This window comes from Reticulibacter mediterranei (assembly GCF_016587455.1).
Genome location: NZ_BNJK01000001.1, coordinates 6,735,301 through 6,759,640, shown reverse-complemented (window position 1 = coordinate 6,759,640; position 24,340 = coordinate 6,735,301). Strand labels below are relative to the sequence as shown.

The following is a 24,340-nucleotide window of genomic DNA, read 5'->3' as shown; positions in this document are numbered from 1 at the left end:
AAAAAGAAGGGGAGCAGGCAGTGTACCTCGCGGTAACACACGCCTGCTCCCCTTCTCAAAAACAAGTATCTTAAATTGTCGAAATTATTGCCAGCTACGGGCAACTCTCACATCACAGCACTCTTAGTAGAGGTAAGAGGCAAGGGGCAGGACAACCCTCTACAGAATGTTGTTAGCGAGAAACTGAAGTACTACAACTTTGCTCTAGCGCTTTCATTACAAAAAACGTCTATGTAACGAAATCGCTATAAAACCCTCCTATTCGAGATCAATGTTTTTACTACTAATCAACACAAATACATCCAGGATAACCTCTTTACTCAGAAGCCTTCAGCACATAGCCAACAACCTCATATCCCCGGCCGGGCCGCTCTTTTTCGGGCAAATCGGTCAGCCACTCCCACTTTTGTTCTTCGATAACAGAGAAGTGGCGCTCCACCAGTTCAGGCAGCGTGCGCGGAACGAGCGGAATAGAGCGGCGATGGCTGGCATCATGATCAGTGCCATGCACATTAAAGACGAAGCCGCGAATGTCGCTGAGCAGCACGACAATGCCTCCAACATCGATCAAATTGCGCAACAAATGAAGGTGGGCATGAATAATGCGTAGGCGGAACTTCTGAGTTGCTTCCTGGTAGCGATGATGGCGCTCCTGCTCACCAAGCAGCGATGGTGCCAGCGTTTGTATATGCTCAAGCACATCGAGGATGGGATAACTGAAAAGCTGTGACAACACCAGGGAGCTAATGACCACGCCAAACTCTCCGGATAGCAAATGCTCTGCGAACTCAGGAGGATCGGGAACAGGGCATTGCTCAAGGCATTGTGCAGCAGCATCAAAGACGGCCTGTGCCCCTTGAGCCACAAGATTGCGCCAGGGTTGAAGCTTTATGAGTCGGGCCAGATGCGCACTGACCTCACCTGTCAAATCCGCCTGCACCAGTTGGACCTGTCGCCGTTGCGCGGGAAACGTCAGCACCTCACAACCACGCTGCATGGCTGCAAGATCGAGATCGGCCAGCACCACTTCATCGGAGGCGCGACAGAGTGCTGCAAGAGGCACCTCCGTACAGGCTCCGGCACCCAGCACAAGCGTACTGCGCGAGGTTGCACGAGACCGCAAGCGCAAAGCACGCTCAATTAATGAAGAGCATTGCTCCAGATGTTGTGGGGAATGCTCAAGCAGCCACTCACGCTTCTGCGCACCCTGGATCTGTGCGTTATTAAATGGTAACGTATCGATTTTCAACTTCTCATCAACTACCCTTGTAGTGAGGTGGGCGCTTCTGCAAGAAGGCGGCAACCCCCTCTTTATGGTCCGCCGTTGTAAAGGCGATATTTTGCAACTCGCCCTCTAATTTCAGCGAACTCTGCAAATCGCTATCAAGCGACGAGTACATCAGCTCTTTGATCAGTGCGTAAGTGCGAGTCGGTCCCTGAGCGAGACGTTGGGCCAGAGCCGCAGTTGCCGTCTCAAACTCGTCCAGCGGCACGCATTTGTTGACCAGTCCGATGCGTTCAGCCTCCGGTCCATTGATCTCATCAGCAAGCATAGCAATCTCCAAAGCGCGACCCAATCCGACTAGGCGCGGCAAGAAATAGCCACCACCACCATCCGGCACCAGCCCGATGCGAGCAAACGCCTGAATAAAACGTGCATTATCTGCTGCGATACGCAAATCACACCCAAGCGCGATATTGCAAGAAATACCAGCCGCGACACCACGAATAGCTGCGATGACAGGCTTTGGCATAGTGCGAAGAATAGATAAGAGGCGATGGTATTTCGTGAGATGCTCGCTGATCTGCATAGGCTCAGCGCTGCTTTCGGCGGCTGTCAGACTGGCTAGATCTTGCCCGGCACCAAACGCTCTGCCAGCGCCCGTAATCACAACACAGCGAATAGTCTCATCATGCGCGGCATCATCTGCCGCCTCCGTCAATTCTTGCAGCAGCAGGTCGTTAAAAGCATTCAACACTTCGGGACGATTCATCGTAATGGTCACAACAGCGCCGTCACGCCGAATTAACAGGTGCTTAAAATCATCTCGCATGGTATCCTGTCCTCCGAAACATCTTCGTTTCAAATCCTACGCACATGCCAGCAGCAAGCTGATCTTCCTCAATAGTACCACAAACGAGATCGGGGAAGGAAACAGGATACGGAGAAACAATTACTTATCCACATTACGCCTTGAGCATGGGCGTATCGAGCATCAACACTTCGAGGGCCATGCGCGTATTGACGTTCTGATCCAGCGCCTCCATCGTTTGTAAAATCGTACGCACCATTCGTTCCGCCTCGTCAGAGCCAATCTTACCAGCCTGTGCTTTCAGGAGATCGCGCATATCCACGTTAACCGTTAAATCCAGGCAGTGATTAGCCGCAAGCACCATATCGCGCCACCAGAGCAGCCAGAGATCGAGCAGCGAGCGCACTTTTTCGCCATCTGTTCCCAGCTTTTGCACCAGGTCAAAGCGCTGAACTCGGCTGGTGGAGGGAATCTTCGTCAGCATCTCCAACTGCGACTTACGTTCTTCCAGCATCTCATCATCCTCAACCGCCTCGACAGCCCACCCCATCCGTCCAGCTGCCAGTGCCGCTATTAGATCAGCCTCATCAGCTTCCGCGTCCCAGCGCTCCACCAGCGCATTTTTAATCTGTGTCGAGGTAAGCAACTGCGTTGTAATCATTTGGACACGCGATAGAATCGTGGGCAGCAGCAATCCAGCATCCGGCGCGGTAAGCAACAGCACGACATCATGTTCAGGCTCCTCCAGCGTCTTCAAAATGCAGTTAGCAGCTTGCAGATTCATATCCTGGGCATCCTGGATGATAAAGATGTTGCGCCGCCCCTCCAACGTTCTACGGGCCGAATCGTTCTGCAACTCGCGTATCTGCTCAATTAAGATCGCCTGCTTATCGGGGGGCTTTGCAATAAGGTGGACATCCGGGTGATTACCATGCAAGACCTTCCGGCAAGCAAGACAAGTATTGCAGGGATCAAGTGGCGCGACTTGAGGATCGGATCCGCCGGTACAGAGCAGCGTTTGTGCAAAGCGTTGAGCCAGCAATGTTTTGCCAACGCGCTGAGGGCCAGTGAAAAGATAGGCATGCCGCACTTGCTGCGCCGCCAGCGTACGACGCAGGATATCTATTGCGCGCTCATGACCAACAATATTCCAGTCAGCAGCCTGATTTTGACGGGTTTCCATAGCGACTATAGTACCAGAATCAGCCACGAATGGCAATAACAGGCTAAGCACCCTCTGGCCTCACAATCATTACAGATGAATATAAAACTAGTGTTTGAAAATATAGCGTTTTATGACAGGGTTTTGACCAAGAACAGCGAGAAGCCAGGCAATGCGCACAGCCAGCAACACTTCTGCCCGTGCTTTCCCCCAGACAGCGCGATGTGCTGTGTCTCCGTCTTAGATTAGATGGGAGTCATGATGTATTGTTGTCCAAAGGAGTCGGGTAACGTCTCGGCATCCGGGCCAATTATGCCAGGTATCTTTATACGCAGGCTGTTCGGAAATTGCAAGCACTGGCAGCAGCAAAGCTTCCATCATCAGATTTGCACCCATCAGTATCATGTCAATAGGCCCATCTATAAGGAAAAGGTACTTATGAACTCCTCCTTCACCAGAAAGAGAGCAGCGAAATGCAGTTAACCGAGAGGCACATCATTGATCGAGCCGATCCACGCTTTGTGACCATCGATCAGGCGGTCTTCACGTCGAAAAATCTGTATAATGCTGCTCTCTACCTCATTCGACAGTCCTATATTTTCGAGGGAAAGTACCTCAACTACAATGAGGTGCAACGACGCATGCAGGCACATGAAGCGTACAAGGCGCTCCCGGCGAAGGTGGGCCCAACAAGTCTTGATGCTGCTCGATAAGAATAAGCGTGGACTCTACCGCACTAAAGATGGATACACGATCAATGCCGACATTAACGGAGCTGGCAACATTATCAGAAAAATAGCCCCTGATGCTTTCTCGGAAGCGGAGGGGGTAGAGGATGGTAAAGCGGTGCTTGCATCGCTGGTAGCCCATCCAGTGAGGTTAGTCATTACCCCTCACGAACCCAAAAAGCTAACAATGGCGTAAGCAAGCGATCAAAAGAATGCTAGAAAACGCTATGTTTCGCTAGACCTTTGGAACTATATGGATGACGCTCAACGTGTTCAAAAAACCCCTATATGTTATACTGTTCTTCATGGATGCACGATTTAGCTATCTCAGCCATCTGAAATGCAGCGCTTGCGATCACATATATGATGCTGACCAGTTACAGACGATCAGTCCTTGCTGCGCGCGACCATTACTGGCCTGTTACGATCTGGCAACGCTGGCAAAAGAGGTGTCGCGAGACGAGATCAGCCACCGTGAAGCAACCATGTGGCGCTATCACGAGTTCCTCCCAGTCCGAGAACCAGCGCATATCATCAGCCTGGGTGAGGGAATGACGCCCTTGCTCCACGCTCCGTGCCTGGCTCCGCAAGGGTTGGAACAACAAGCCCGTTTGTTCGTAAAAGATGAAGGGCAGAATCCTACTGGCAGCTTTAAAGCGAGAGGGATGTCGGCAGCTGTCTCACGAGCGGTTGAACTGGGTGTACAGGGGTTGGTCACGCCTACTGCGGGGAACGCGGGAGCAGCTTTAGCAGCTTACGCAGCCCGCGCCGGATTACCATCTCATGTGGTGGCACCAAAAGATGCTCCCCATACGTGTATACAACAGGCTCGACTCTACGGAGGAGAGGTTCACCTGATCCCTGGCCTGATTACTGATGCAGGGCGTGCCGCTGCGGAGACCGCCCGACAACGGGACTGGTTCAACGTCGCCACGTTGCGTGAACCATACCGCGCAGAGGGAAAAAAAACAATGGGGCTGGAATTGGCAGAACAACTGGGTTGGCGTCTTCCATCTGCAATTATCTATCCTGCTGGTGGAGGAACAGGGGTAGTAGGGATGTGGAAAGCCTTTGCCGAATTACGTGCAGCAGGCTGGATAGCAAATGACCAACTGCCAAAAATGATCATTGTGCAAGCTGAAGGGTGTGCGCCATTAGTACGTGCTTTCCATCAAGGAAAAGATGAAGCCGACGCGTGGCCTGCCGACGAAGCACATACCCAAGCCGCAGGATTACGTGTTCCCTCCGCAATCGGAGACCGCCTGATCCTACAAGCAGTTTATGAAAGTGGTGGCACAGCGCTCACCGTCAGTGACGACAGCATGCAGCAAATGGTGTGTTATGCCGCAAAGCGAGCGGGAATGCTGATAGCGCTGGAGGCAGCAGCAACATTAGCAGCATATCACACACTTCTTGCAACAAACTTTTTACAAGTGGAGGATGAAGTCGTGGCATATTTTACAGGAAGTGGCTTACCAGACCTGCAATATGTTGTTTGCTAGCTCACAGCATTTCTTCAGTCAGTGTGCTATGCTACTAATAAAACGAAGCAAACGTCCCAGAGATATTATGTAAAAAACTCTGCTAAAAAAAATAAGGTTGATGTAACCAATGGATACCTCTATCCGTTTCTACAATACGAATAGCAGTTTGCGTTCCCCCTTGGAGGAGGGACGCTCAGGCCATTCCGCCATTCCATTATCAGCCGATAACGGGAGTGAACAACTCGCCGGGGAATGTGAGGAAGAAGCAGCGCAGATCTCTACGCCATCTATAGTTGCTCAACCAGAACAGGAGCAAGAAGCAGAGCGCGTGGACGTAGCCGATTTTGAAGCCATCTTCCTGCGTTTCCAGGGTCCAATTACCAATTTCATCTATCACCTGATCGGCAACCGGGAACAGGCCTATGACCTGGCACAAGATGTATTCGTTAAAGCTTATAAAGCACTGCTAGGTGGTACTGTCGTACAGCCAGGCGCGTTATCAGCATGGCTCTATCGCATCGCATCGAACACCACCACCGATACCTTGCGTCGCAGACGTTTGATCTCGTGGCTACCGCTTTCCTTATTCAACGAGGATCGCGGCATCGGTGCAGGAGTGGTCTCAGAAGCGGGTGGCGCATCTACAGAAAACTCCAACGGCGATGAAGGGCAGCATGAAACGCGAGCAAGCGCCGTCAGCACGCTCTATGAACGGAACGGCTATGATGGTGCGCGCTTTGAAAGTCGCGTGGCAGATCGAGAAATCGTTGAACGGGTTTTTCGCCAGCTACGCCCTAAATATGCTGTCTGCCTCTGGCTCTACGAAAATGATGGACTCTCTTGCGCAGAGATTGCCCAGATACTCAGTATCAGCCCCTCAGCAGTCAAAATGCGCCTGATGCGAGCACGGGAACAATTTATCGCATTATACAAACAAGAGGTCGGTGAAGAGTGAACTGTAGCCAAGCGCGTGAGATGCTCTCCGCATATCGAGAACTAAAAAAAGATAGCCAGGATGCTGTGGCCCTGGATCTGCATGTGGCAAGTTGTGCCGAATGTCGGCACCTGCTTGCTCAACATCATCGTGTCGGTGAGCAGATACGTTCATTGCCAGCCGTTGAACCTTCATCACGGGCATATAGCCGCTTGATGCAGGCTCTTGCCGTTGAACACACACGCTTTATTCATCGCTCTTCATCTTCTGCGGCCCTCACTCCGACCCCCGATTTTCTCAAGCCGTATCTCAAAGGCCATGCCTCAAAAGATCCACAAACCGATGCCCTAACCGCGTTTTCGCGGGCTGACACCGGCCCATTGCCCGTTATCAGACCAGTGCCCAAACGCGCATCGGCATTTCATCTCAACCATTTCGCTATCGTGGGTCTGGCAGCTGCATTTTTGCTGATATTGATGACCGGGGGCATCACCTCCGTCCTGTTGCTGGCTCAAAGTCGCCAGGCTGTCAGCCTTCCGCAAGGAGCTGGCAAAAATACGACTAGCTTGCAACAAGTCTCGCAGGTAACAATGGTATCAGATGCAACCAGCACGACCTATCCACATGTCGTCAGCGCGGTTGCAGATCGACAATATATTTACTACACCGCATACGGTGAGAACACATCAGATTGGATGCTTGAACGGCTCGACACCCAGCAACAAACGAGTACGCCACTCTTACCAACTGCGAGCACGAGTCCTTTAATTATTCTTAGTGGCTCTCAAGATTGGTTGATCTGGCTACAATTCGATCAGCCCCAGGCCTCGAAAAATACAAAAGCACACACAAACGGCGGTCCTTCTGTTCGCAACTGGAAACTCTATAGTCTCTCGCTAAAGACAGAAAATACCGATCCGTCAAACACGCTGAGCGCTCCGGCCACACCTGAAGTCCTGTCGCAAGGCACGTTCGATCAAAAAACGGTGCCATCCTGGGTCCATACACCCGTGCAAGGTGTCTGGTTTACGCAGGATTCGCTGCTGGTCACAAGCATCGATCAGAAGGGGGTCTCTCATCTCACCCAATATCCGCTCAAAACTCAGACGACCGTTACTGGCAGCAATAAGAATGTACAGACACAGGTGAAAACAAGGCAAGAGCTGGCGAATGCGCACGATGGTCACATCCTGACCTCGCCGACAGCCAACAACGATGGCACCAGCATTTACTGGAGCGAGGAATGGCTGAGTCAGGATAATACCCTGCACAGTAATGTCTGGACGCAACAAACCGTTACAGCCGCTCCCCAGCCCGGCAAGTGGGTGCAGCATAGCGCGATCCAGACCTTCCAATTCACGGAAGACGATAGCTCGTTCCGCCCACAGGTGGTCAACAATACACTCTTCTTCCTACAGGCGGCAAAGACAGATGTAACCAATCAGCTTCAGGTCACACCAACGGCAGCAGTAACGCCTACTGTCGCTGCGACAACGACCCCGGAAGCTGCAACGACGGTGACACCAACCGCCTCCGCGACGCCAGTAGCTCAGAACGGGATCATTGCCCGGGTCGATCCAGGCATCTACAGCGCACAGCTCGATGCATCTATTCAAGGCGCGCTACAGGCGTACTCCCCGGAAACTGGAGCAAAGCTTTCAATGGCTCTGGGTGCGGACGGACCAATTTCAGCGCTTCAGTCGGGAGGACGTTTCCTCATCTGGCAAAATAGCAACAACAGCTTCGATATGTTCGACGTGGCAGCTAATATTCCCGTCAACATCAATCCAACCATCGTGCCAAAAGACGCGCTTTTCCTGGCCGTGAATGGCGATAGCGCGGTCTGGCTGGCCAGTTCCGACATGAAGGTTGATAGCAACGATATCACCAACTCAACGGTGAAATTTGGCACATTTAGCTGGCCGCCACCAAAAACTCCAGCATCGACCAATAACTAACGTGAGAACACATGAAAAGAGGGATGCAATCTGATGCGCATCCCTCTCTCTTTTTGCTACTTAGAACCCAAGTTGCTTGGCAATTATCATGCGCTGGACCTCGCTGGTCCCTTCGCCAATCTCAATGGCCTTTACATTCCTCCAATAGCGCGACACAGGATACTCATCCATAAAACCGTAGCCGCCGTGTATCTGCACCGCCTGATCTGCGGCCCGTTTCGCAGTTTCAGAGGCAAAAAGCTTGGCCATAGCTGCCTCGCGAGTATATGATTCGCCCCGCATATGCAGCCAGGCCGCTTTGTAGTACATCAGGCGAGCCAGCTCTACCTCAGTTGCCATGTCTGCCAACTTAAACTGAATGGCCTGGAACGCGCCGATGGGTTGCCCAAACTGTCGCCGCTGCCGGGCATAGCTGAGGGACTCATCCAGACACGCCTGGGCCAGTCCAACGGCGAGCGCGGCAATCGCAATTCGCCCACCATCAAGAATCTGCATAAATTGCCTAAAGCCATCGCCTCGCTGTCCCAGTATGTTTTCGGCCGGAATCACACAATCTTCAAACGCCAGTGGACGTGTATCTGAAGCCTTCCAGCCCATCTTTTTATATGGATTGCCGATTACGTAGCCGGAAGTATCTTTAGGCACGATGAGATTAGAAATCTCTTTGCGCCCATCGGCTCGCGTCCCGGTAGCAGCTGCAATCGTTACCCCACCCGTCATCGCTGTTCCAGCATTGGTGATAAAACACTTGGAACCGTTGATATGCCATTGCCCTTCCTGCAACACGGCGCGTGTATGTGTCCCGCCTGAATCGGAACCCGCCTCCGGCTCGGTCAGCCCGAACGACCAGAGCTGCTCGCCGCGCGTCAAAACTGGCAAGTAGCGCTCCTTTTGCTCAGTACTGCCAAAGAGGTAGAAAGGCATAGTCCCCAACGATGTATGCGCCTCCAGCGTGATGCCGACAGAAACATCGGCGCGCGAGATCTCTTCGAGGGCCAGACAATATGAAAAAAAATCCGCACCAGCGCCGCCGTACGCTTCCGGGAAAGGTATTCCCATCAAACCCAGTTCGCCCATCTGACGAATCAGGTCATAAGGGAACTCACCCGTTGCATCCATCTTTTCGGCACGCGGCTTGATTTCCCGTTCCGCAAATTCCCTACAAGTATCACGAATGGCTACTTGCTCGTCATTGAGAGTAAAATCCATCGATGTTCCTTTCTTCCGTCCCGATCCATCAGGATCAGGCACCACAATCTAACCAATGACATTATATCTGATACAGGTTGAACAACGATAGCCTGCGCAAAACAACAATAAAAAAAGCCTGCCTGCTATCTTCTCATCAAGGATAACAGACAGGTGCGTCTCTTCAAGCGCTCCATCGAATTACATTAGACGGTCTCGCTGCTTTTGATATTGGCTCCCGCGCCTTTCCGCAGCATCGGGACTTTATCCAGCGCCTCCCAGGGCAGATCAACATCGGTACGCCCAAAGTGACCGAAGGCAGCTGTGGGCTGATAAATGGGACGACGCAGGTTGAGCGACTGAATAATGCCAGCCGGACGCAGATCGAAATGCTCGTTGATGAGGCGAACAATCTCTTCGTTCGAGACCTTCCCTGTACCAAAAGTCTCCACGAAAAGCGAGAGCGGACGAGCGACGCCAATAGCGTAGGACACCTGAAGCTCCAGGCGATCCGCCAGGCCAGCAGCAACAACGTTCTTGGCAATGTGGCGCACAGCATAAGCAGCAGAGCGGTCCACTTTGGTTGGATCTTTGCCGCTGAAGGCACCACCACCATGTCGGGCCATCCCGCCATAGGTATCAACGATAATCTTGCGCCCGGTCAGCCCGGCATCGCCCATTGGACCACCAGTAACGAAGCGGCCAGTGGGATTGACGAAGATCTTGGTATCCCGATCGAGCAGATGCTCAGGAATCACCGGCTTAATGACATATTCGATCACATCGTTACGGATCTGCTCCTGATCGACATACTCGGCGTGCTGTGTGGACACCACAACCGTATCGACTCGCACAGGTCGCCCATACTCATACTGCACAGTAACCTGGCTCTTGCCATCGGGACGCAAATAGGCCATCGGTCCGCTGCCACTCCAGGATTTACGGCGCACCTGGGAAAGCTGCCGCGTAATCTTATGGGCCAGACTGATAGGCAGCGGCATAAATTCAGGGGTCTCGTTACAGGCGAAACCAATCATCATACCCTGGTCGCCAGCACCGATCTTCTCCAACTCATCATCAGAGAGGAGGGCCGCTCCGTCCTTTGCCTCTTTCGTCTCCAAAGAGCGGCTCACACCCATATCGATATCGGGCGACTGCTTGCCAATGGCAGTGACGACGCCACAGGTGCGATGGTCAAAGCCATAGTCGGCATGTACATACCCGACCTGCTCGATCGTTTTGCGCACAACAGCAGACATATCGATCCAGGCAGATGTTGAAATCTCACCCGCGACCAGCACAAGGCCGGTGGTCGTGGCCGTCTCACAGGCTACGCGCGCGGTGGGATCTTGCGCAATAATGGCATCAAGAATAGCATCAGAGATCTGATCGCACAGTTTATCGGGATGTCCTTCAGTGACCGACTCACTGGTAAAAAATGTTTTGGGGTTCTCCATAAAACTACTCAAAAGCTGGCACCTTCCTCTCCAAAAGTAATAGTACAGACATAGGAATGTGTGGTCATACGATAAGAGATGCTTTCAACTGCATGAGAACACGTTTGCAGGAAAGAATCAGGATTGATGGCACAAAAAAACCCCTGCTTTTCAGGGGTCTGGCGTTTCAGCTCATTCCCCTCATCTCGCGGAATGCTCCGCCGGAATTGGCACCCTTCCTGCATTGCGCAGGTGGGTTGCCGGGCTTCGTAGGGCCGTTTCCCTCCACCTCTCTGGATGAGAGTGATATCACTCATGATTCATTTGTATGTGTGCGAGGCCTGACTAAGCACTGCCTGACTCTCTACATATTCTACGGCAAAGATAGGCTTATTGTCAATTGCAAAAAGCACGAGAATCGAGAATCTACGCGCATTACCGCCAGAGAGTACCAATTTCCCAGTTGCCGGTCAAGCAAGCGAATGCAGGAACATCGATGAAAGATATTCCTGCATCAGGAACACATAGCAGAAATTAGGTGCCAGACTCCCAGGAATTGAGGTACTTATCCTGCTCCGGGGTCAGTGTATCGATGCGCACACCCATCGCCTGAAGCTTGAGGCTGGCAATCTCTTTATCCAGTTCTGCGGGCAGCGTGTAGACGCGCGGCTCCAGCTCTTTTGCATGGATGAGCATAAATTCGGAACCAAGCGCCTGATTCGCAAAGCTCATATCCATGACGCTCGCTGGATGTCCCTCGGCAGCAGAAAGGTTGACCAGACGACCCTCAGCCAGCAGATGGACGTGGCGGCCATCAGGATAGGTATATTCATCAACGAAATCACGCACGCGGCGTTTGTTGGTTGCCATCGCCTCCAGCGCGGGAATGTTGATCTCGTCGTTGAAGTGCCCAGAGTTCGCAATCAAAGCGCCTTCTTTCATCCTCTCCAGATGCTGACGATCAATGACATTTATATCGCCGGTCACGGTGACAAAAATATCGCCAAGCGCCGCCGCTTCCACTCCAGGCATCACACGATAGCCATCCATCACGGCCTCTAATGCGCGGGTTGGATCGACCTCACACACGATCACATTGGAACCCATACCATGAGCGCGTGAAGCAACGCCACGACCACACCAGCCATAGCCAAAGACAACAACAGTGCGCCCGGCAAGGAGAATGTTAGTCGAACGAATGATGGCATCAAGCGAACTCTGACCCGTGCCATAGCGATTGTCGAACATATGCTTGGTATCGGAATCGTTGACGGCCAGCACTGGGAACTTGAGGACTCCGGCCTTCTCCATGCTCTTCAAGCGGATCACGCCCGTCGTCGTCTCTTCCATGCCGCCGATAATATCGGACAACAACTCGGTACGGGTGGTATGGATCGTCGAGACGAGATCACAGCCATCATCCATCGTCATTTGAGGCTTGTGATCGAGCGCTGCGTTGATATGGCGATAGTACGTCTGCTCATCTTCGCCCTTGATCGCGAACGTGGGAATGCCATACTCGCTCACCAGAGCAGCGGCCACATCGTCCTGCGTGGACAAAGGATTGGAGGCACACAGCACCAGATCAGCTCCGCCAGCCTTGAGCGTAATAGCGAGATTGGCGGTCTCTGTCGTGATATGCAAGCAGCCAGACATACGTACGCCCTTGAGCGGCTGGTCTTTGGCAAAACGTTCGCGGATCAAGCGCAGCACTGGCATATCTTTGGCTGCCCACTCGATCCGATCTTTACCACGAGAAGCTAAAGAGAGGTCTTTCACATCTCCCTGCGTCGAAGAAGTGGTCATAAATCAGTTATTCTTCCCTTCTGTTTAGGAGTATATAGCGCATAGATTAGGGGTAAGCTTCTTGAGTCCGTTACTCAATAAGCACAATCATCCAGGCAACACTGCCGTCTATTGTACTACATTTTTGCCCTTTTACAACGAGAGCAATAAACGTAATACGCTCAATAAGCCTGGTACATCCGCCTATACGTTCAACATGATACCCCGACTATAAACGTCCACCTAACCCAACACTTCAATGTTTGCACTGCTCTGCTGCTGACTTGCGGAAGACCAATCGGGATCAAAGTGAGAATACTTGACCAGCTCTTGATAACGATTCGCAACATCTGCCAGCGAGAGGGGGCGCAGGCCACCAATGCTAAAGTCGCCACAGGTAAACGAGCCAATGATATTGCCATGCACGATAGCGCGCTTGATATCATCGACAGCATAACGACCATCCTGCTGCGGCATCGCAGTTGAGAGATATCCCAGGAAGCCACCAGCGAAGGCATCGCCTGCTCCGGTTGGATCAATGACCTCTTCCAGAGGATACGAGGGAGCACTGAAATAGGTGCCATCAGCGCCGAATAGCAGCGCACCATAGCTACCAAGCTTCACGACCAGATACTTCAATCCCATTCCTAACAACTGGCGTGCCCCCGTCACAATGCTGGCCTGCTCGGTATACTGGCGCACCTCTTCTTCGCTCATCAAAAGCACATCCACGCGCTTGATGACCTCGGTTAATTGTGGGCGAGCCGTTGTAATCCATAGCTCCATCGTATCGAGGACGGTCAAGCGCGCACCTGAAACCTGCTCCAGCACCTCCATCTGCAATTCCGGTTGAATATTGGCGAGAAATACCAACTCGCTATCGCGATACTCGGCTGGAATCACGGGATGAAAGTCAGCATAAACACCCAGTTGGGTATCAAGCGTATCGCGCGCATTCATATCCATATGGTAGCGGCCCTGCCAGAAGAAGGTCTTGCCCTCCTTGATCTGCAATCCACTCAGGTTCACCGAGCGACCCCGCCAGAAATCGAGGTGCTCCTGCGGAAAATCGCTGCCCACAATTGCCACCAGATTGACCTGACTGTAGAGAGAGGCAGCGGTAGAAAAATAGGAAGCGGCCCCGCCAAGCACTGAATCAACATGCGCAAATGGCGTCTCGATAGAATCGAACGCCACAGAACCAACAACTAGAATGGACAATGTTTTCTCGTCCTCCATCAAAAAGTGATTAGTGATTATTTAAAATCAGAGAAAAGCTTCTCCACACGAACAACTAAACCGGAGTCGAATCGCTTAAATGCTCAATGACTCCATCGAGAAAGGCGAGCGTGCGATTGAACTTATCACGCGCCATCTCGCGCGCAGGGTTGGTATGCAAAGACTGGTACAAATCGATAAAACGCTCTTCTATGTGGCGAAGAATAGCCGTCAGCACATCGCCGCTAACTGAGCGATTGGGATAACGCGCACCAAACTCAATCAAAGATGTTACCACAGCCAGTCCACTGAGGCGACCCAGTTTATCTGCATCATACAAAATACGCGCCTCAATGGGTGTGTCTTGCTCAGAACTGATTGTGGCATGGCTCAAGATGATTTGCTCCACTTTGCGAACCAGCGCTTGCGGGGCATCCTGACTCAGTAAAAACTCCACAGCCATCTCAGCTGATTTGTGTACATGGTCATTGGCACCATGCTGAGTCGTGGAAATATCATGAAGATACCCGGCTATCGCCAGGGCATTCATATCAATATCTCTATCTAGAGCAGGAGCAGGAGCTTCTTCCTCCTGCGCCTCTAATTCCCAGGCGAGCATTTTACAGTTCGCCACGACCGCGCTCACATAACGAAAACCCTCTTCTCCCAGCACCCCTTCGGCGTACCGAGCAACGGACTGCACGATATCTGCGTCCATGAACAAAATAACCTCTTCAAATAGTGTTGTGTTCAGAACAGATCTGGCCCAGACTCACATCGTAGGGAGGATGGGCAATGCCTTTCTCTGTAATAATAGCCGTCACGTACTGATGAGGAGTGACATCAAAAGCAGGGTTGGCAACCCGCACACCAACAGGAGCGACCTGCGCCCCACGCACTGCGATCACCTCATCAGGATCGCGCTGCTCAATGGGGATGTGGTCGCCAGAAGGGATTTTGAGATCAATGGTTGAGCAGGGTGCCACAACGTAAAACGGGATCGCATGGGCGTGAGCCAGGACCGCCACGCTATACGTACCGATCTTATTCGCCACATCGCCATTTGCTGCAATACGATCAGCCCCCACAAAGACGGCGTTAATCCCGCCAGAACGCATAAAGTGACCGGCCATATTATCAGTTATCAATGTCAAAGGGATATTTTCTTGCTGTAGCTCCCATGCCGTCAAACGCGCTCCCTGCAAGATGGGCCGCGTTTCATCGACAAATACATGCACATGTTTCCCGGCGCGATGAGCAACATAGATAGGTGCCAGAGCCGTACCCAGGCCAGCGGTTGCCAGCGCTCCGGCATTGCAATGAGTGAGCAAGATATCACCATCGTCAATCAAAGACGCCCCCAGCGTACCCATGCTCAAACAAGCGGCAGCATCCTCATCGGCAATCGCTTGCGCCTCATCGCGCAGGAGCTGGGCCAGTTGTTGAGGAAGAAGCGGTTGCTGCACGGCCTGCTCTGCACGCTGGAGCATGCGCTCAATGGCCCAGAACAAATTGACTGCCGTTGGGCGTGTGCGACCGAGCAGTTTACCAGCAGCCTGAAGCTGCGTCATTATCTCATCAGTGATGAGGGTCGCCTCCTCATGATCCCGCACGAAACGCCAGACAGCCAGTGCCATGCCAAAAGCAGCCGTCACCCCGATGGCGGGAGCGCCGCGAACTTTGAGCGATGTAATTGCATCAGCGACCTGCTGCTCATGGCGGAGATGGAGGGAGACGATTTCTTGTGGCAAGACGGATTGATCAACCAGACAGACGGTAGCTCCCTGCTCATCTTCTTCCCACCACACCGTTTTCCACTTTGGCTCAGAAGCACCATCCTGCGGCTGATATTGAATAGACATGGAGCACCAATCTCCTTTTTTTATTGAAATAGACGGTTCACGCCTATCGGATCAATCGCGGAAAAGCGCTTAATAGTGCCAAAGACTCCTGTTATGTAACGAGGAGAACGGGCCACACGAGCGAAATCCACCCAATAGTACTAACCGTAGGGTTAAAATTAGCAATAACTCCACTCAAGTATGCTACCATAATAGTCGAAACGCCACGCAACTGCAAGAGCGTCGCCAACTCTTATATGTTACTGATTGCGCTGGTTGTCCGTTCCACTACACAGAAGGATAAAGCCTTTGAGTATCCGCAGGGAGATACCCATACAACCTGCGCTCTCCCACCAGGGGGCCATTATCTCTTGCATGGAACGGACAAGCAGATAATTGTAGCCATCGAAGGGATTGTAGCGCATGGTCCGGGTGGAAACAAAGGAAAATTCCTGGTCCTTTGAACAAATTTACGACGAATATAAGACACCTATTTATAACTATGTATATCACCTGGTAGGAGACCGCGAGCAGGCCGACGACCTGACGCAAGATACTTTTTTAAAAGCGTTTCGCGCCCTACCAAAGATGGATGCAAATCTAAAATTATCGGCATGGCTCTATCGAATAGCAACCAATACAGCGTATGATGCATTGCGTCGTCGCAAGTTAATCGCCTGGCTACCCTGGCAAGATCTGGACCATGAACCAGCCGATGTAGAGAGCGCAGATCCACAGGAGATATACGGTACGACAGAGTTGGTGCGTGCGGCCCTCCGTCGCATGCCTCAGCAATATAGGGCAGCGTTACTCCTGTATACGCAGGAGGGATTCTCCTACAGTGAAATTGCTCACACTCTCAACATCGCTGAGAGTGGTGTCAAAATGTATCTTTCCCGCGCGCGACAGTCGTTTCGTGAACATTATAGAGCATTGGAGCTTGGAGGAGCGATCAAATGAATTGCGAGCAGGTCAAGGAGTTACTCAGTGCCTACCTTGACGATACGCTCGCTCAGGCAGAACGCCAACAGATAGCCCAACATCTGCATACCTGTGCAGATTGTCGTGCTATCCTGGCTGATTTCCGCCGTTTTGACGCCCTCCTCGCACAACTTCCTCGTGTCAGCCCGGCTCCAACTCTCTATGAGAAAATTTTTTCTTCGCCCGATTATTTCGAATTGACCGGTCTATCTTATGCTGCCCACAATGAAACAACTGTTTCATCCAGGCCCGGCAAACGCAACGATCCGGGCCGTCCCAGGTTAATTGCTCTCCCCGGCGGTCGCCTCTCATCCCCATCTCCTCCACCGCCACCATCACAGCACAATCGTTTTCAACGTCTGGTACGCAAACCCTGGGTCCAGAGAACGATGCTGGCAGCAATTGCGGCTTTGCTCCTCATCGCGGTCGCGGTGGGAAACTTTTCCGGCCGGAATCTGTGGCAAAAACTGGCCAACGTGATAGCCGACGCACCCAACATGACTCCATTCGCAGGATCGCTATCCAATCCCCTTTCCCCAGGATTGCGCTTTGTCTTTCTCCGCGATGGAGCACTCTGGAGCGCAGCCCCCGATGGAAAAACCAGCATTGCTCGTTTGACGCCAGACTCCGTGCAGGTTGCTACAAACTGGGCAGTACGGCCTCCCTTGCCTGGCCATTCCGCCGGTAATTTCATCGCGTATATCGATCGACAGCAAGGCTACGTCCATATTATTCGCAGCAATGGACAGAATGATAAAACGTTGCCACAACCGCTGCTGAAACAGGGTCACATCGCCTGGAATAGCGAGGCGGGAACAGCCATTCTCAGCAGCCTGCACTGGTCAGAAGATGGGAATATGCTTGCCTTTACCGCCGATCCCACAGGATCAGGGCAGACAGACCTCTATCTCTACTCGCTGCAAACGGAGCAGGTCCAGCATGTCACCCTCCCGCTCAAAGGCGTGATCTCGCAACCTGTCTGGTCGCCCGATGGAGTGCGCATCGCCTTCAAGCTTTCCTCCCACAATGGGAAGACAGAGCTTCTCGACTACAATACGCACAGTAAATATGCGCTTTCGCTCGTCTCGGCAGTCAATACTGCTGACAACCCGCGTGATACCGTCCTTTCACTGAACTGGTCGCCAACTACAACGACGCCAACCGTGACATGGAGCATCGGCGTAACCGGACATATCCACAGCGTGTGGTCACAGCGCGTCGGCACCGGCCACAGATCAACCGCCCTTGAGCTGGCAAGCGGAGAGTATACAGAAGCCAGCTATAGCAGGGCAGGCAATGGCGCATATGGGCACTGGTTACTGGTCACGGCTGTGACTGGCAACCTTACCACCGTTGACCTTATTGGCACCACAAAAACATTGACGATGGGCAAACAGATAAGCATCACCAACTGGTCGCCCAATGGCACCGCTATCACCTATTTCGATACGCTCTCCGCCAACCAGGGAGGTCTGCATATCATCGATGTCGCCACTGGCAACGATTCGCAAATAGCCTCTAACGCGGCGACCGTTCCCGCACCAACCTGGTCTCATGATAGTCAACATCTGGCTTACAGCACAGGGTCTCAGATCCAGATAGCCAATCCACAAACCGGCTCCACCTCGTCTCCTCTACGACTACAGGGATCAGCGGCGGCAATGAGCTGGTCGGTCTCCTCGTCATCCCAGCTTGTTTTGCTCCTTGCCGATGGGGAACAGGGCATGTATCTGTTTGACATACAAAGAGATACCACGACACAAATAAACAAAGAGAGAACCAATGGTCCTATCTGGTGGACACAAATACCCTGATCGTGTTGCTCCTCCGTCTCTACTAGAGGAACCATACTCCATTCAGGTTGACATACGACACAGCAAAAGCATATATCAATCTTTCTAACTATTTTCTTGTCAGGTAGCCGAAACTTGACATCTTATCTATAGCAGACTAATATAGTTTCTATGCACATTGTTGTGCCTACTGAGCGAAGGGGGATACGTGTTTTCGGAGGAGGAGTATGACAATTGCCAATTTATTTGTTGCCAATTATTCATCGTCACAGGCGTTGGTTGATGTAGAAGGAATGGCACAGCAAGGAATCCATGCCATATTTCGAGCCAGATCCGTTGCCAAAACGCCCAGGATTTTGAACCAGATCGAACGTCGAGAACGGGCGATTTTACTCCTGATGGACGGTAAGCGCACGTTACAAGATGTGGCGCGGCTCACTCGCCGCCATGAGCTAGAAATAGCCTGGATACTGGTTCACCTCCTGGAACGAGGATATATCGAATTTTTGGGAGCAGAGGAGGACATAAATAATATACCGTAAATGGGGAATGGTAGGAAAAGAGAGTGAAAAGCTCTTGATGCCCGCGACCAACACGAATTTCTCTTTGCAGAGAAATTGCTCCCAAAAAAGATAACAATTTACCCAGTGATACGTTATAATACATAAGCCTGGGATGGAAGGCGGGATGTGTGTGAGCAAGCAGATCCACCTCGACGAGCGGCTTGCAGCGCGCATCTGATGTTTCGTGAGACCTTTTCCCCATGAGATCTCACGCGCACCTCCTGGAGTTTCGCGTAGCAAACAGGCATACGCGCGGTAAGGGGAGGACGAGCTGGCACCCCGTTCTTCCCTTGCTTTTCACACCGGAAGAAAGGGTTGCATGCGATTTACAGTGCGCTCACCAGGGAGAAAACTCATACTCATTGCAATACTCACACTCTTACTCTGTCTGCTGTTGTTTTCTCTATCAGGGTGGAGTCTGCTCAAACTCTATTCAGAGCAAGAGGCAAAAAGCGACGCTCAGGCTCACCTCATGCGTATGCAGCAGGCATATCGAACTCATCTCGTCTCTCTTGGGCACAAACTGGAAAATGTCGCCATTGTCGCCAACAGTACTCCTGATCAACTACAGCAAGAGCTGGCAACGCAGGCAATACGCAACCATCTTGCGACGCTGGCTGTCATCTCTCATGACCATCAACTCATCAAGCAAGCGGGCACAATAGCCATAACGAAGAAGAGCCTCACCCCGGAGCAACTCCATCTCGTTGATGCCGCGCTAAAAGGACAAACAACGGTCGCCCTACTGCCTGTCACGCTTGCTGCTTCTGGTTCGACTGGCACGCAATGGATGATCGCTACCGCCTATCCGTTGCACGATAAACAGAACTCGCCCACACGCGCACTGCTGGCTCAGCAGCCAATCGATGATTCTCTCGCGCAGGATCTCACGCAACAGACAGAAGCGACGGCGTTTCTCTGTATTGCAGGTCTGGTCCAGGGAACAGCAGGGGCCGCTACAAAGACCATGTTGATTGGCCCACAGAAGTTATCGGAAGGGCAACTTTGCACGCCGAACAACTTCAATACTATTACCAGTTTGCACCGTTACATCACCCTTGCCCAGCAAACTGCGGTGGACCAACAGCAGGCGAACACTCAATCCCTGGTGATTGTTGCCGTCGAGCCGGTCTACGGCCTCAATCTGCAAAATTCACGCCATCTCCTAATCATGCTGGGCCTAGCCATCTGCATCTTCGCCCTGGGTGCCATTATTTATGCACTGGTCATCAGAAGCCTCTTCATCCGCCCTCTGCGCCGCCTGCGCATGGAGGCCGAAGCAATGATTGCCTCCAACGCGGGATCAGGCGTCACATTGCCCAAAGCAGACGATCTCACTATGCTCTCTCACTCCTTCGGTTTACTCTCAGAATCGCTTGAGGGCGAGAGTCAGGCCATGATAGAGCAGATGAGCAATTTACTGATTATGAGCGATGCCCTGATCTCAACCCTCAATCTGGAACATCTTTTAGGAGAGGTCGTTTCACGCATCGGCATGATTATGCATGTCGAACATGTTTCGCTACTCCTCTATGGCCGCGAGATGCTGGCACCCTGGGCCGTCGCGCAGTGGACAGAAGCGGCCTTCAGCGCAGAAAAGACGGCAGTGATTCACGAAGAATCGCCCTCCACTACACATTCGCGTCCTCATCAGGCAGCCAGCGTATATTCATCGCAAAACGGGGTCGTGACCGTCTATGCCGACCCGGACGGCGATATCACACTGGCCGTTACAACAAAAATGGCCGCCATTCCAGGTCGCAAAAATACGCCCAGTGGCAAACGCACAGCCGTTCGCGCACCCAAACTGGCGCAGGCGGATGTGCCGTACAAGCTACGCGCCCCTCGCATCCCACGTGGAGCGCTACGCAATCTCGATATGACCCTGGCTCGGATGGTGATTCAACGTAAGAAAATCGCCTACGGAGAAGACATTGCGGCCATCTACGAAGAACGACAGGAAAGTTGGGCACGCCTGGCCCTCGATAGCGGCTATCGCTCGGCCATCGCCGTCCCACTCATGCTGCAAGAACAGGCCATAGGAGCGTTTATCCTCTATAGCGATTCCACCTACCCAGTGAGTAGCCGCGATACTTTCTTGCTCAGCACTGCTGCCATTCAAACGGCAATGGCAATTCAAAACGCGATTCTTTTCGCGGAGGTCAAAGAGAAGAACGAAGCTCTGCAACGTGCCAATCACCTGAAATCACAATTCTTAGCGAATGTGACCCATGAGTTACGTACTCCGTTACATAGCATTATCAGCTACGGAGCCTTAATCCTGGAAGGGTTTGTCGATGGGGAATTGACCAGCGAGCAGGAAGAACATATTCAGTTTATGGTGAGACGGGCCGAAGATCTCTCTCATCTCGTTGATGATATGCTTGATCTCTCCAAAATTGAAGCGGATCGCATCGAGGTCAAGTTAGAGCGCCTCGATCTCGCACACAGCCTGACCGAAGTTGTCAATCAACTCAAGCCGCTGGCAAACAACAAGGGCTTATATCTTACGCTGGAAATGGAGGACGGGACACTCGATGTGATGGCGGATGGTCATCGTTTGCGCCAGGTTGCCATTAATCTCGTCTCAAATGCCATCAAATTTACGGAAAAGGGAGGAGTGACCATTCGCTGCAATCAGATCAAACAGGGCGAGATGGTCAATATTTCCGTCAGTGATACAGGGATTGGCATTTCACCCGCTGCTCTTGGCTATATTTTTGAGGCATTCCGCCAGGCAGACGGAAGTACAACGCGACAATTCGGCGGCACTGGCCTGGGACTCACTATCGCCAGAAAGCTCATTGAATTACAAGGAGGCGAGGTCGCGGTGGAAAGCGCGCCCGGACAGGGAACCACTTTCTCTTTCACCCTGCCCATAGCGCCCGCTCTGGCAAAAATTGCTGGAGTCAGATAACCAGACACAATTGTATCTACGGCCCACTAGATCATACATAGAAGCAACAATTAGAGATGTGCGCATGAATACATCACAAAACGGCTATACATCAACAATCCTCGTCGTCGAAAACGAGGTCTCGAATCGCATACTCATCGAGCGAGTTCTCTCTACTCGTGGGTATCGTTGCCTCTCCGCCTCTAACGGGCGAGAAGCACTAAACATCCTGGATCGGGAGCGGGTCGATCTGATCCTCACTGATCTTTCTATGCCAGTATTAGACGGCTATCAAACGACGCAACTGATCCGCGCCCGCCCTGGCCTGGAAAACGTGCCAATTGTCGCGGTTACAGCCTTCGCTCTGGCCGATGAAGGGGAAGCCGCCAGACAGATTGGTTGCACGGAGTATTTGACCAAACCTTTTAAGCCTCGCCAATTGCTAGAAGTCGTTGATCGCTTACTCCACCAGAGCGCCTAGATTCAGGCATACAAAAACTGAAATAAGTGCGGTAGAAAGTAAGGCTAACAACCAGCATCCTCTCCGTTGTACAATAGACGTACAGATCTTATATCCTCGATGGCGCTGAGGCACCAGTAACGGTGCCTCTGTTCTCTTTCTCGCTCTTCTGATGTGGGTAGAGAATACGCGCCCTCACTCCTGTTCATAGCGGATCTGCAAACAGAATGAAAGTGGTGCCAAATGGAAATTCAAATCACAACCCGGGATGTGCAGACGCTCTCATGCGATGCACTGATTGTTGGCGCTGCTCGTGCGCCACAAAACGGGCAAGAGGAAAAGGGAATCGTACTTTCGACAACGGCTGCGGCCGTCGATAAGTTATTGGATGGTTTGTTGCAAGAGCGTGCTCAAGCTGGAGAATTTCAGGGCAACCTCGGCGAACTGCTGACGATCCATCCGATGGGCCGTCTGGCTGCTCAGCGCGTCATCGTCGTTGGCACTGGTGCGCAAGCAAAACTAGATGCGCAGGCGATTCGCCGGGCCAGCGCCATCGCTACACGCCATGTGCAGAACACCGGAGCAAAACAGGTCGTTCTAGCCCAGGGCTGGCAAATCGCCGGGATCGATGAGGCGCTCACAGCTCAGGCACAGGTCGAGGGAGCGTTGCTGGGAGCCTATCGCTTCAGGAAATACCAGAAATCTGACAATAACCAGAAGAGCATTGCACAGCTTCTCCTGCTGGCAAGCGAAGCTAAAAAAGATGTGTATGAGCAAGCCTTACACAAGGGACAGGTGCTGGTCGAGGCGACAAATTTTGCTCGCGATCTGATCAATGAGCCGCCCAACGTCCTCACGCCAACCGAGCTGGCCCGACGCGCAACAACGATGGCCGAGCAGGCTGGATTAGCCTATGAGGTATTTGATGAGGCAAAAATCAAAGAACTGGGTATGGGTGGCCTGCTAGGAGTCACGCAGGGCAGCGCTCAGCCACCACAATTCATTATCTTACGCTATCAGGGCGATCCTCAGCACAGCGATAAGGTACTGGCTCTCGTCGGGAAAGGCATCACCTTCGATACAGGCGGCATCTCGCTCAAGCCTCCCGCAGATATGGATGAGATGAAGGGCGATATGGGCGGAGCCGCCGCAGTTATCGGCGCAATGCAGGCCATCGCAGCCCTCAAGCCAGCTATCAATGTAACCGGACTGGTTCCCACCTGCGAGAATATGCCCAGCGGAACAGCATTTCGTCCGGGCGACATCCTCCGCATCCTCAACGGCAAAACGATAGAGATCGTCAATACCGATGCCGAGGGCCGCCTGATCCTGGCCGATGCCCTCTCCTATGCAGAACAGCAGGGCTTTTCGCCGATTATCGATCTGGCAACGCTCACAGGAGGCATCGTGGTTGCCCTCGGCCATACCATGACCGGCCTATTCTGCAACGATGAGCAATTGACTGCTGATATTATCGCCGCTGGGCGCACAGCAGGCGAGAAATTCTGGCCTATGCCGCTGGACGATGAATACGGCGATATGATCAAAAGCGAGATCGCCGACATCAAACAAACCGGCGGGCGCTGGGCCTCATCCGTCACGGCAGCGAAGATTCTCGAACATTTTGTCGGCAATGCAAAATGGGCGCATCTCGATATCGCTGGCACCAGCTACGGCGATAAAAAATCCTACCAGGAAAAAGGCGGAACGGGCGTTGGTGTGCGTACCCTGACCGAACTCGCCCTCTCCCTCGCACAGTAACAACTCATCCCTCATGGTGCAACGTTTGCTCGCATATTCATCAGATATAGCAGTAGCGTTGCATCATGGCGAGGAAGAAAGCCATAGCTGCATCAAGAAGAGAGGGGCTTCTACAAAAT

At 52.4% G+C, this 24,340-nt stretch carries 20 protein-coding genes and 1 riboswitch; of the genes, 11 read left to right on the top strand and 9 right to left on the bottom strand.

From position 1 onward, the window contains the following. Positions 1-316: 316 nt before the first annotated feature. The 3 genes from K3T83_RS29205 to holB form a co-directional block, all read right to left on the bottom strand. Positions 317-1,249 carry a hypothetical protein gene (locus tag K3T83_RS29205; protein WP_220206444.1) on the bottom strand — a complete coding sequence of 311 codons (933 nt, stop codon included), beginning with the start codon at positions 1,247-1,249 and terminating at the stop codon, positions 317-319. Between the two features lie 7 nt (positions 1,250-1,256). After that, entirely contained in the window at positions 1,257-2,054 is a 798-nt protein-coding gene (locus K3T83_RS29200; RefSeq protein ID WP_220206443.1) for an enoyl-CoA hydratase/isomerase family protein, read from the bottom strand. A 133-nt stretch (positions 2,055-2,187) separates the two neighbouring features. Then, complete coding sequence (gene holB, locus K3T83_RS29195; RefSeq protein WP_220206442.1) at positions 2,188-3,216, bottom strand: DNA polymerase III subunit delta'; 1,029 nt, start codon at positions 3,214-3,216, stop codon at positions 2,188-2,190. Between the two features lie 452 nt (positions 3,217-3,668). On the opposite strand from holB, the gene K3T83_RS29190 reads away from it, so the two are divergent. The 5 genes from K3T83_RS29190 (at position 3,669) to K3T83_RS29170 (ending at position 8,299) form a co-directional block, all read left to right on the top strand. Continuing rightward, the gene (locus K3T83_RS29190; protein ID WP_220206441.1) at positions 3,669-3,908 is read left to right on the top strand and encodes a hypothetical protein; all 240 of its coding nucleotides are present in this window, start codon (positions 3,669-3,671) and stop codon (positions 3,906-3,908) included. Then, positions 3,892-4,119 (top strand): transposase, encoded by a 228-nt coding sequence (locus K3T83_RS29185; RefSeq protein WP_220206440.1) that lies wholly within the window; start codon positions 3,892-3,894, stop codon positions 4,117-4,119. Before K3T83_RS29190 ends, K3T83_RS29185 begins: the two co-directional genes overlap by 17 nt. A gap of 109 nt (positions 4,120-4,228) precedes the next feature. Continuing rightward, positions 4,229-5,425 carry a threonine synthase gene (locus K3T83_RS29180; protein WP_220206439.1) on the top strand — a complete coding sequence of 399 codons (1,197 nt, stop codon included), beginning with the start codon at positions 4,229-4,231 and terminating at the stop codon, positions 5,423-5,425. A gap of 109 nt (positions 5,426-5,534) precedes the next feature. Continuing rightward, positions 5,535-6,362, top strand: coding sequence for an RNA polymerase sigma factor (locus tag K3T83_RS29175; RefSeq protein ID WP_220206438.1), 828 nt, complete (start codon positions 5,535-5,537; stop codon positions 6,360-6,362). Further along, positions 6,359-8,299: an anti-sigma factor family protein gene (locus K3T83_RS29170; protein WP_220206437.1), complete on the top strand. Its 1,941-nt coding sequence runs from the start codon at positions 6,359-6,361 to the stop codon at positions 8,297-8,299. The genes K3T83_RS29175 and K3T83_RS29170 overlap by 4 nt, the downstream gene beginning before the upstream one ends. 60 nt (positions 8,300-8,359) lie before the next feature. Here the strand turns inward: K3T83_RS29170 and K3T83_RS29165 are convergent, their stop codons facing one another. The 6 genes from K3T83_RS29165 to mtnA form a co-directional block, all read right to left on the bottom strand. After that, positions 8,360-9,508 (bottom strand): acyl-CoA dehydrogenase family protein, encoded by a 1,149-nt coding sequence (locus K3T83_RS29165; RefSeq protein WP_220206436.1) that lies wholly within the window; start codon positions 9,506-9,508, stop codon positions 8,360-8,362. A 185-nt stretch (positions 9,509-9,693) separates the two neighbouring features. Then, a complete protein-coding gene (metK, locus tag K3T83_RS29160) occupies positions 9,694-10,944 on the bottom strand; it encodes a methionine adenosyltransferase (RefSeq protein ID WP_220208326.1) in 1,251 nt (416 codons plus the stop codon). A gap of 177 nt (positions 10,945-11,121) precedes the next feature. Beyond that, a riboswitch (SAM riboswitch) is annotated at positions 11,122-11,227 on the bottom strand. Positions 11,228-11,457: 230 nt separating this feature from the next. Next, positions 11,458-12,729, bottom strand: coding sequence for an adenosylhomocysteinase (ahcY, locus tag K3T83_RS29155; RefSeq protein WP_220206435.1), 1,272 nt, complete (start codon positions 12,727-12,729; stop codon positions 11,458-11,460). A gap of 222 nt (positions 12,730-12,951) precedes the next feature. Next, positions 12,952-13,929, bottom strand: coding sequence for a PfkB family carbohydrate kinase (locus K3T83_RS29150; protein WP_220206434.1), 978 nt, complete (start codon positions 13,927-13,929; stop codon positions 12,952-12,954). Positions 13,930-14,002: 73 nt separating this feature from the next. After that, the gene (locus K3T83_RS29145; protein WP_220206433.1) at positions 14,003-14,644 is read right to left on the bottom strand and encodes an HD domain-containing protein; all 642 of its coding nucleotides are present in this window, start codon (positions 14,642-14,644) and stop codon (positions 14,003-14,005) included. Positions 14,645-14,660: 16 nt separating this feature from the next. Then, complete coding sequence (gene mtnA, locus K3T83_RS29140; RefSeq protein WP_220206432.1) at positions 14,661-15,788, bottom strand: S-methyl-5-thioribose-1-phosphate isomerase; 1,128 nt, start codon at positions 15,786-15,788, stop codon at positions 14,661-14,663. Between the two features lie 402 nt (positions 15,789-16,190). Between mtnA and K3T83_RS29135 the strand changes: the two genes are divergently transcribed. From K3T83_RS29135 to K3T83_RS29110, 6 genes are all read left to right on the top strand, one after another. Then, positions 16,191-16,727 carry an RNA polymerase sigma factor gene (locus K3T83_RS29135; RefSeq protein ID WP_220206431.1) on the top strand — a complete coding sequence of 179 codons (537 nt, stop codon included), beginning with the start codon at positions 16,191-16,193 and terminating at the stop codon, positions 16,725-16,727. Beyond that, the gene (locus K3T83_RS29130; protein ID WP_220206430.1) at positions 16,724-18,562 is read left to right on the top strand and encodes a zf-HC2 domain-containing protein; all 1,839 of its coding nucleotides are present in this window, start codon (positions 16,724-16,726) and stop codon (positions 18,560-18,562) included. Before K3T83_RS29135 ends, K3T83_RS29130 begins: the two co-directional genes overlap by 4 nt. Positions 18,563-18,768: 206 nt before the next feature. Further along, positions 18,769-19,083: a hypothetical protein gene (locus K3T83_RS29125; protein WP_220206429.1), complete on the top strand. Its 315-nt coding sequence runs from the start codon at positions 18,769-18,771 to the stop codon at positions 19,081-19,083. Positions 19,084-19,423: 340 nt separating this feature from the next. Further along, positions 19,424-22,021 carry a sensor histidine kinase gene (locus K3T83_RS29120; protein ID WP_220206428.1) on the top strand — a complete coding sequence of 866 codons (2,598 nt, stop codon included), beginning with the start codon at positions 19,424-19,426 and terminating at the stop codon, positions 22,019-22,021. A gap of 64 nt (positions 22,022-22,085) precedes the next feature. After that, positions 22,086-22,481: a response regulator gene (locus tag K3T83_RS29115; protein ID WP_220206427.1), complete on the top strand. Its 396-nt coding sequence runs from the start codon at positions 22,086-22,088 to the stop codon at positions 22,479-22,481. 222 nt (positions 22,482-22,703) lie between these two features. Beyond that, positions 22,704-24,221 carry a leucyl aminopeptidase gene (locus K3T83_RS29110; protein WP_220206426.1) on the top strand — a complete coding sequence of 506 codons (1,518 nt, stop codon included), beginning with the start codon at positions 22,704-22,706 and terminating at the stop codon, positions 24,219-24,221. Positions 24,222-24,340 lie beyond the last annotated feature (119 nt).

Excerpts from the sequence above, each read along its gene's own strand:
- K3T83_RS29200 (WP_220206443.1), bottom strand. The coding sequence starts at position 2,054 with ATGCGAGATGATTTTAAGCACCTGTTAATTCGGCGTGACGGCGCTGTT.
- holB (WP_220206442.1), bottom strand. The coding sequence starts at position 3,216 with ATGGAAACCCGTCAAAATCAGGCTGCTGACTGGAATATTGTTGGTCAT.
- K3T83_RS29190 (WP_220206441.1), top strand. The coding sequence starts at position 3,669 with ATGCAGTTAACCGAGAGGCACATCATTGATCGAGCCGATCCACGCTTT.
- K3T83_RS29180 (WP_220206439.1), top strand. The coding sequence starts at position 4,229 with ATGGATGCACGATTTAGCTATCTCAGCCATCTGAAATGCAGCGCTTGC.
- K3T83_RS29175 (WP_220206438.1), top strand. The coding sequence starts at position 5,535 with ATGGATACCTCTATCCGTTTCTACAATACGAATAGCAGTTTGCGTTCC.
- K3T83_RS29165 (WP_220206436.1), bottom strand. The coding sequence starts at position 9,508 with ATGGATTTTACTCTCAATGACGAGCAAGTAGCCATTCGTGATACTTGT.
- metK (WP_220208326.1), bottom strand. The coding sequence starts at position 10,944 with ATGGAGAACCCCAAAACATTTTTTACCAGTGAGTCGGTCACTGAAGGA.
- ahcY (WP_220206435.1), bottom strand. The coding sequence starts at position 12,729 with ATGACCACTTCTTCGACGCAGGGAGATGTGAAAGACCTCTCTTTAGCT.
- K3T83_RS29145 (WP_220206433.1), bottom strand. The coding sequence starts at position 14,644 with ATGGACGCAGATATCGTGCAGTCCGTTGCTCGGTACGCCGAAGGGGTG.
- mtnA (WP_220206432.1), bottom strand. The coding sequence starts at position 15,788 with ATGTCTATTCAATATCAGCCGCAGGATGGTGCTTCTGAGCCAAAGTGG.
- K3T83_RS29135 (WP_220206431.1), top strand. The coding sequence starts at position 16,191 with ATGGTCCGGGTGGAAACAAAGGAAAATTCCTGGTCCTTTGAACAAATT.
- K3T83_RS29130 (WP_220206430.1), top strand. The coding sequence starts at position 16,724 with ATGAATTGCGAGCAGGTCAAGGAGTTACTCAGTGCCTACCTTGACGAT.
- K3T83_RS29125 (WP_220206429.1), top strand. The coding sequence starts at position 18,769 with ATGACAATTGCCAATTTATTTGTTGCCAATTATTCATCGTCACAGGCG.
- K3T83_RS29120 (WP_220206428.1), top strand. The coding sequence starts at position 19,424 with ATGCGATTTACAGTGCGCTCACCAGGGAGAAAACTCATACTCATTGCA.
- K3T83_RS29115 (WP_220206427.1), top strand. The coding sequence starts at position 22,086 with ATGAATACATCACAAAACGGCTATACATCAACAATCCTCGTCGTCGAA.
- K3T83_RS29110 (WP_220206426.1), top strand. The coding sequence starts at position 22,704 with ATGGAAATTCAAATCACAACCCGGGATGTGCAGACGCTCTCATGCGAT.